This window comes from Pseudomonas sp. GM24 (genome assembly GCF_000282235.1).
GTDB lineage: Bacteria > Pseudomonadota > Gammaproteobacteria > Pseudomonadales > Pseudomonadaceae > Aquipseudomonas.
Genome location: NZ_AKJR01000044.1, coordinates 1 through 7,452 on the forward strand (window position 1 = coordinate 1; position 7,452 = coordinate 7,452).

6 protein-coding genes are annotated in these 7,452 nt (G+C 58.9%); 4 read left to right on the forward strand and 2 right to left on the reverse strand.

Annotated elements, in window-relative coordinates:
- Window positions 1-30: 30 nt before the first annotated feature.
- Window positions 31-927, reverse strand: a complete 897-nt coding sequence (locus PMI23_RS07210) for a bestrophin family protein (protein WP_007918431.1) — start codon at window positions 925-927, stop codon at window positions 31-33.
- Between the two features lie 36 nt (window positions 928-963).
- Window positions 964-1,962: a GTP 3',8-cyclase MoaA gene (gene moaA, locus PMI23_RS07215; RefSeq protein ID WP_007918429.1), complete on the reverse strand. Its 999-nt coding sequence runs from the start codon at window positions 1,960-1,962 to the stop codon at window positions 964-966.
- Window positions 1,963-2,316: 354 nt separating this feature from the next.
- On the opposite strand from moaA, the gene PMI23_RS07220 reads away from it, so the two are divergent.
- The 4 genes from PMI23_RS07220 to PMI23_RS29205 all read left to right on the forward strand — a co-directional run bounded on the left by PMI23_RS07220 (window position 2,317) and on the right by PMI23_RS29205 (window position 7,313).
- Window positions 2,317-4,641: an FdhF/YdeP family oxidoreductase gene (locus PMI23_RS07220; protein ID WP_007918425.1), complete on the forward strand. Its 2,325-nt coding sequence runs from the start codon at window positions 2,317-2,319 to the stop codon at window positions 4,639-4,641.
- 106 nt (window positions 4,642-4,747) lie between these two features.
- Window positions 4,748-6,151, forward strand: a complete 1,404-nt coding sequence (locus PMI23_RS07225) for a cytochrome ubiquinol oxidase subunit I (RefSeq protein ID WP_007918424.1) — start codon at window positions 4,748-4,750, stop codon at window positions 6,149-6,151.
- A 3-nt stretch (window positions 6,152-6,154) separates the two neighbouring features.
- A complete protein-coding gene (gene cydB, locus PMI23_RS07230; protein WP_007918423.1) occupies window positions 6,155-7,171 on the forward strand; it encodes a cytochrome d ubiquinol oxidase subunit II in 1,017 nt (338 codons plus the stop codon).
- Window positions 7,158-7,313, forward strand: coding sequence for a DUF2474 family protein (locus tag PMI23_RS29205; RefSeq protein ID WP_007918422.1), 156 nt, complete (start codon window positions 7,158-7,160; stop codon window positions 7,311-7,313). Before cydB ends, PMI23_RS29205 begins: the two co-directional genes overlap by 14 nt.
- Window positions 7,314-7,452: the final 139 nt, after the last annotated feature.

Here is a 7,452-nt window from a genome sequence, read left to right on the forward strand (position 1 = left end):
AGGGTTTTGAGGTGTCTGGAGAGCTACGGATCAGCTCAGCACATAGTCGACTGGCTTCAGCGCCGGCGGCACTTCGGCGCCCAGTTCGGCGAGGATGTCGCGCTCGATGGTGCGTACCAGCGCATCGGTCGGCAGGTCGTTTTCGTCGCGGCCAAACGGGTCTTCCAGTTCATCGGCAATCGCATCGAGGCCAAAGAACGTGTAGCTGACAATCGCCGTGAACAACGGTGTCAGCCAGCCCAACGGTTCGGCCATGGCAAACGGCAGCAGGATGCAAAACAGATAAATCGTTCGGTGCAACAGCAGTGTGTAAGGAAACGGCAGCGGCGTGGTCTTGATCCGCTCGCACACCGCTTGCGCCTGAGTCAGGCTGGTCAGGTGATTGGCCAGCAGCATATAGCGCCACTCAGTCAATTCACCGTTCTGATGCAGATCGGAACACTGCTGGCCAACCGTCTGCAAAATGCGTCCGCTGTAATCCGGTGTCTGCGGATCGGGTTTCGGCATGATCCATTGGCTACTGGCGTCCGCTTCGCTTTCTCTACGCAACCGCGCGTTCAACGCATGAGCAAAACCACAAAGATTGAGCAACAACGGCTTGCGCTCAGCCGATTCACGGATCACATGGGTTTCGCGAATCACCGAGCGAATGTGCACGATCACTTCGCCCCAGGCTTTACGCGCCTCATACCAGCGGTCATAACAGGCGTTGTTGCGAAAATTCATGAAGATCGACAGCGACAAACCGAGCAAGGTAAACGGCGTGGCGTTGACCTTGGTGAAGTTGCTTGGATGGAGGATTTCCACCAGCACGATGGCCGAAGCCAGCAGGGTGACCATCAACGTGCGCATGGCAATGCGCTTGGCAATCGAACCCTTGAGGGTGAAGAGAATGGCGAACTGGTTGACCTTGGGTCTGATGATCATGCTTTGCGGTTCCGATAACCGATGAAACTGGCGGGATCAGCCGCCGGTCATGTTCATGAAGCGCACAACCTGAACATCGTCGTTCACTTCGAAATTATGTCGATACGGCTTGAGCTTCATCGCCTCGACGATGGCTTTTTCCAGCCGCTGCGGTTGCCCCGGGTGGGCGCGCAGCAGCGCTTTCAGATCCACCGAATGCTCGTTACCCAGACACAGTAGCAGGCGCCCTTCAACGGTGAGGCGTACGCGGTTGCAGGTGCCACAAAAGTTGTGGCTGTGCGGCGAGATAAAGCCCAGGCGAATTTCCGGCGCTTCGGCCAGCCGCCAGTAGCGCGACGGGCCTTGGGTCGACTCGGCCGAGTCGATCAGGGTGTAGCGTTCGGCAATCTTTTCCCGCACCTGGGCGCTGGAGAAAAACGACTCGGCGCGACTGTGTTCACTGATGATCCCCAGCGGCATCTCTTCGATGAAAGAGACGTCGAGCTGACGGTCAATGGCGAAGCTGACCAGATCGTTGATCTCTTGATCATTACGGCCCTGCATCACCACAACATTGAGTTTAGTGCGGGTGAAACCGGCCTTGCGCGCGGCATCGATGCCGTTGATCACCTGCGCCAGATCGCCGGTGCGGGTCATCTGTTTGAAGCGCTGCGGATCGAGGCTGTCGAGGCTGATGTTAAGGCGTTTGACCCCGGCGTCGAACAGCGGCGCCGCGAGTTTGCCCAGTTGCGAGCCGTTGGTGGTCATGCACAGTTCGCGCAGGCCGGGCAGGGCGGCGATCTGCTCGCAGAGCTTGACCACGCCCGGGCGGATCAACGGCTCGCCACCGGTCAGGCGAATCTTGCGCGTCCCCAGCGCCACAAAACTCTGCGCCAGTTGATAGATTTCCTCCAGCGTCAGCACTTGTTGGCGGGGCAGAAACTGCATGTCTTCGGCCATGCAATAGACGCAGCGGAAGTCGCAGCGGTCGGTCACCGACATGCGCAGATAGTCGACGCGGCGGTTGTAACCATCGATCAAGACACGCTCTGACATGACAGCCTCGCAGGAATGAAAACCCCGGTTGAAGGAGTTTGGTCAGCGCAGATTATGGGCAACTTTGAGTGCCGTCCAATCACTGTTAATGAACAGCTGATTGATCCCGTCGATGATGAATTATTTTGCGCAAAAAGTTGCTTCGTTAGTTTCGCAAAGGCCCGTAAATAAAGGGTTTTAATCCGTGATAGATGCTTTCGATAAGTCGGTCATTAATAGCGATTAGACAATGTTTTGTAACGGTTCATATCCTTGCCCCGGCAAACCCAACGACCCCTTTTCAACCTTGAAAGTCGGCCGTCGCTGTTTAACCGAATCAGGTTCATGCCTGTGTGCATCGTCATGGAGAGTCCCATGTCACAAGTCGACCGTTACAAACCCTACAAAGGCGCCGCTGCCGGTTGGGGCGCTGTCATCAGCCTGACCAAAAGCTGGCTGGGCAGCGAAAACGCCCTGAAAAACATCCGTGCCATGCTCAAGACCAACCAGAACGGCGGCTTCGACTGCCCGGGTTGTGCCTGGGGTGAAGCGCCCGGCGCGAGCATGTTGAAGTTCTGCGAAAACGGCGCGAAAGCGGTGAACTGGGAAGCGACCGGACGTTTGGTCGACCCGGCTTTCTTCAACAAGTACACAGTGTCGAGCCTGGCCGAGCAGAGCGACTACTGGCTGGAGTATCAGGGTCGTCTGACCCACCCGATGCGCTACGACGCGCGGGTCGACCGCTACGTGGAAATCAGCTGGGAAGATGCTTTTGCGCTGATCGCTGATCATCTGAAAAACCTCAAATCGCCGCACGAGGCCGAGTTCTACACCTCCGGCCGTGCGAGCAATGAAGCGGCGTTTCTCTATCAATTGTTCGTCCGCGCCTTCGGCACCAACAACTTCCCCGACTGCTCGAACATGTGCCACGAAGCCAGTGCGGTGAGCATGATCGAGACCCTCGGTGTCGGCAAAGGCACCGTGGTCTACGAGGACCTGCATCACGCCGATGCGATTTTCGTTATCGGCCAGAACCCCGGCACCAACCACCCGCGCATGCTCGAACCGCTGCGTGAAGCGGTGAAACGTGGCGCGCAAGTGGTCTGTATCAATCCGCTGAAAGAGCGTGGCCTGGAGCGTTTCCAGAACCCGCAAAACCCGATCGAAATGCTCAGCAACGGCTGGGAAGCGACCAACACCGCGTACTTCCGTCCGGCCCTTGGCGGCGACATGGCGATGATTCGCGGCATGGTCAAATTCCTGTTGCAGTGGGAACGCGAAGCTCAGGCGACTGGCGGCGAGCCGGTGTTCGATCATGCGTTCATTGCCGAGCACACCACAGGGCTCGACAGCTATCTGGCTGAAGTCGAGGCGACAAGTTGGGAGCACATTCTCGAGCAGTCCGGCGTGCCGTTGCATGACATCGAACTGGCCGCGCGCATGTATGGCCGCGCCAAAAGCGTGATCATGTGCTGGGCCATGGGCCTGACCCAACACGTGCATTCAGTGGCAACCCTGCAGGAAGTCATCAACCTGCAACTGCTGCGCGGCAACGTCGGCCGTCCGGGCGCCGGGCTGTCGCCGGTGCGCGGCCACAGTAACGTGCAGGGCGACCGCACCATGGGCATCAACGAACTGGCGCCGAAGGACTTGCTGGACGCGCTGCAAAAACGCTTCAACTTCGACGTGCCGCGCATGCACGGGCACAACACGGTGATGGCGATCGGCGCCATGGAACGTGGCGAAGCCAAGGTGTTTATCGGTCTGGGCGGCAACTTCGCCCAAGCCACGCCGGACACCCCGCGCACCCACGCCGCCATGCGCAAACTCGACCTGACGGTGCACATTGCGACCAAGCTCAACCGCAGCCACTTGGTCACCGGTCGCGACGCGCTGATTCTGCCGTGCCTCGGGCGTACCGACATCGATATCCAGGCTGAAGGCCCGCAAGGCGTGACCGTCGAAGACACGTTCAGCATGGTGCATTTGTCGTTCGGTCAATTGAAACCGAAGTCGGCGCAGTTGAAATCCGAGCCGGCGATCATTGCTGGGATCGCCGCCGCGACGTTGGGCAAGCACCCGATCGATTGGGAGTGGGTGGTGGGCGACTACGGGCGCATCCGCAACCTGATTGCCGACGTGATTCCGGGCTTCGAAAACTTCAATGAAAAGCTGCTGATTCCGGGTGGCTTCCACCTCGGTAACGACGCTTCGGATCGGGTCTGGAACACCGCCAGCGGCAAGGCTCAATTCACCCCGTGCGTGCTGCCCGAGCACTTGATCAGCGAGGGCGTGCGCAACCTGCCGGTCAAGCCGCATCTGATTCTGCAAACCATGCGTTCCCACGATCAGTACAACACCACGCTGTATGGCCTCGATGACCGTTATCGCGGTGTTTACGGCATGCGCGATGTGATCTTCGCCAACGAGCAGGACATCCAGCGCCTGGGCTTTGAACCGGGGCAGAAGGTTGATCTGGTGGCGCTGTGGGATGACGAGCGCGAGCGTCGGGTCAGCGGTTTCACCCTGATTGCCTACGACATTCCGCCAGGGCAGGCAGCGGCGTATTACCCGGAGACTAACCCGCTGGTACCGCTGGAAAGCTACGGCGACCGCACGTATACGCCGACCTCCAAATTCGTCGCGATCCGCCTTGAAGCCGCGAAGGTCAGCAACCTGATCCCGTCGTCGGTGGCGTAACCCGCGACTCATAAAAACATTGGCAATTTGACTGGCTGCAGGCGTTCGCGTCTGGCGGTGGCCCGGGTTCGTGCTGCCGCTTTTCAGCCTGGATGAGGACATCATCATGTTCAATCTGGAGGCACTGGACCTGGCGCGAATTCAATTCGCGTTCACGGTTTCGTTCCACATTATTTTCCCGGCGATCACCATTGGCCTGGCGAGTTTCCTCGCGGTACTCGAAGGCCTGTGGCTGAAAACCCGCAATGACACCTACCGTGATCTCTACCATTTCTGGTCGAAGATTTTCGCGGTCAATTTTGGCATGGGCGTGGTTTCGGGACTGGTCATGGCGTACCAGTTCGGTACCAACTGGAGCGGCTTCTCGGATTTTGCCGGGAGCATCACCGGGCCGCTTTTGACCTATGAAGTGCTGACCGCATTCTTCCTTGAAGCCGGGTTCCTCGGGGTGATGCTGTTCGGCTGGAACCGTGTCGGCCGTGGCTTGCACTTCTTTGCCACGGTAATGGTCGCCATCGGCACGTTGATTTCGACGTTCTGGATTCTTGCGTCCAACAGCTGGATGCAGACGCCGCAAGGCTTTGAAATCGTCGACGGTCGGGTGATGCCGCTGGATTGGCTGGCGATCGTGTTCAACCCGTCGTTCCCGTTCCGGCTGGCGCACATGGCGATTGCCGCGTTTGTCGCCACGTCGTTCTTCGTCGGTGCGTCGGCTGCCTGGCATTTGCTGCGCGGCAATAACACGGCGCCGGTGCGCAAGATGTTTTCCATGGCGTTGTGGATGGCGTTGATCGTTGCGCCGATCCAGGCAGTGGTCGGTGACGCCCATGGCTTGAACACGCTGGAACATCAACCGGCAAAAATCGCCGCCATCGAAGGTCACTGGGAAAACGCCGACAACGGCCCAACGCCGCTGGTGCTGTTTGGTATCCCTGATATGCAGGCGGAGAAGACCAAGTACGCACTGGAAATTCCCTATCTCGGTAGCCTGATTCTCACTCATAGCCTCGATAAGCAGATCCCGGCACTGAAGAGCTTCCCTAAAGCAGACCGGCCGAATTCGACCGTGATCTTCTGGAGTTTCCGCGTCATGGCTGGGCTGGGCATGTTGATGATCCTCGTCGGTTTGCTCGGTCTGCTGTTGCGCCGTGGCGCCAAGCTTTATCAGCATCGCGGCTTCCAGCGTCTGGTGTTGTTGATGGGGCCGAGCGGCTTGATTGCGCTGCTGGCCGGGTGGATTACCACTGAAGTCGGGCGTCAGCCGTGGGTGGTGTACGGCTTGCTGCGCACCCATGACGCGGCATCGCATCACTCGGTGGCGCAGATGAGCACGTCATTGGCGCTGTTCGTGGTGATCTATTTCACCGTATTCAGCGTGGGCATCGGCTACATGATGAAACTGGTGAAAAAAGGCCCGCAGCCGCACCACGAACATCCACCTGCGGGCGATGAATTGCAGACGCCGCGTCGACCGATTTCGGCGGCTACCGCCCCTATGAAGGAGCATTGAGTCATGGGTATTCAAGGTATCGATCTCTCGTTGATCTGGGGAGTGATCATCGCCTTCGGGGTGATGATGTACGTGATCATGGACGGCTTCGATCTGGGCCTGGGGATCCTGTTTCCGCTGATCCCGGATGAGCAGGAACGCGATGTGATGATGAACACCGTCGCGCCGGTGTGGGACGGTAACGAGACGTGGCTGGTGCTCGGTGGCGCGGCGTTGTATGGCGCGTTTCCGCTGGCGTACGGGGTGATTCTCGAGGCGTTGTATCTGCCGCTGATCCTGATGCTTTGCGGTTTGATTTTCCGCGGTGTGGCATTTGAGTTTCGCTTCAAGTCGTCGCCGCAAAAACGTCATTGGTGGGACAAGGCGTTTATCGGTGGTTCGCTGCTGGCGACGTTCTCGCAAGGTGTGGTGATTGGCGCGTATGTGTCCGGGATTCCGGTGGTCGATCGGCAGTTTGCCGGCGGCGGTCTGGACTGGTTGGCACCGTTTCCGCTGGTGTGTGGCGTGGGGCTGGTGATCGCGTATGCGTTGCTCGGCAGTACGTGGTTGCTGGTCAAGACCGAAGGCATGCTGGAGTCGCGGATGCGTCTGTTCACCCGGCCGCTGGCCTTGCTGTTGATGGCGATGGTGCTGGTGATCGGCGTGTGGACCCTGCAACTGCATCCGGAGCTGGCGACACGTTGGTCGACACACGGGCATCTGCAGGTGTTTGCCGGATTGGTGGTGTTGGCGTTGCTGGCGCTGTTCGGGCTGCTGCGCACGTTGCGTCAGCGCCATACGCACTGGCCGTTTGTGTTCACCCTGGTGCTGATGTTGCTCGGTTACATCGGCCTGGCGCTGAGCATCTGGCCGAACATCATCCCGCCGTCGGTAAGCATCTGGGCCGCCGCGTCACCGCCGTCGAGCCAGTTGTTTGCGCTGATCGGTGCACTGTTCATCCTGCCGGTGATCCTGATGTATACCTTCTGGAGCTACTACGTATTCCGCGGCAAAGTGAGGATTGGCGATGGCTACCATTGATTCGCGCGAAGTGAAGAACAGCCGCTGGTACAAGCGTCTGGGCTGGCTGTTGTTGATCTGGCTGGGCAGCGTGGTGTCGCTGGCGGTGGTCGCCAGTGTGCTGAAACTGGCGATGTATGCAGCGGGGATGAGGACCCACTGAGCCTGAAAAACCGCAGCCAGGCTGCGGTTTTTTATTGCCTCAATCTTCCGAGCGACTGCTGACCCTGTGGGAGCTGGCTTGCCAGCGATAGCGGTGGGTCAGTCGACATCAATGTTGAAGGGGCGGGCCTCATCGCTGG

Excerpts from the sequence above, each read along its gene's own strand:
- PMI23_RS29205 (WP_007918422.1), top strand. The coding sequence starts at position 7,158 with ATGGCTACCATTGATTCGCGCGAAGTGAAGAACAGCCGCTGGTACAAG.
- PMI23_RS07225 (WP_007918424.1), top strand. The coding sequence starts at position 4,748 with ATGTTCAATCTGGAGGCACTGGACCTGGCGCGAATTCAATTCGCGTTC.
- cydB (WP_007918423.1), top strand. The coding sequence starts at position 6,155 with ATGGGTATTCAAGGTATCGATCTCTCGTTGATCTGGGGAGTGATCATC.
- moaA (WP_007918429.1), bottom strand. The coding sequence starts at position 1,962 with ATGTCAGAGCGTGTCTTGATCGATGGTTACAACCGCCGCGTCGACTAT.
- PMI23_RS07210 (WP_007918431.1), bottom strand. The coding sequence starts at position 927 with ATGATCATCAGACCCAAGGTCAACCAGTTCGCCATTCTCTTCACCCTC.
- PMI23_RS07220 (WP_007918425.1), top strand. The coding sequence starts at position 2,317 with ATGTCACAAGTCGACCGTTACAAACCCTACAAAGGCGCCGCTGCCGGT.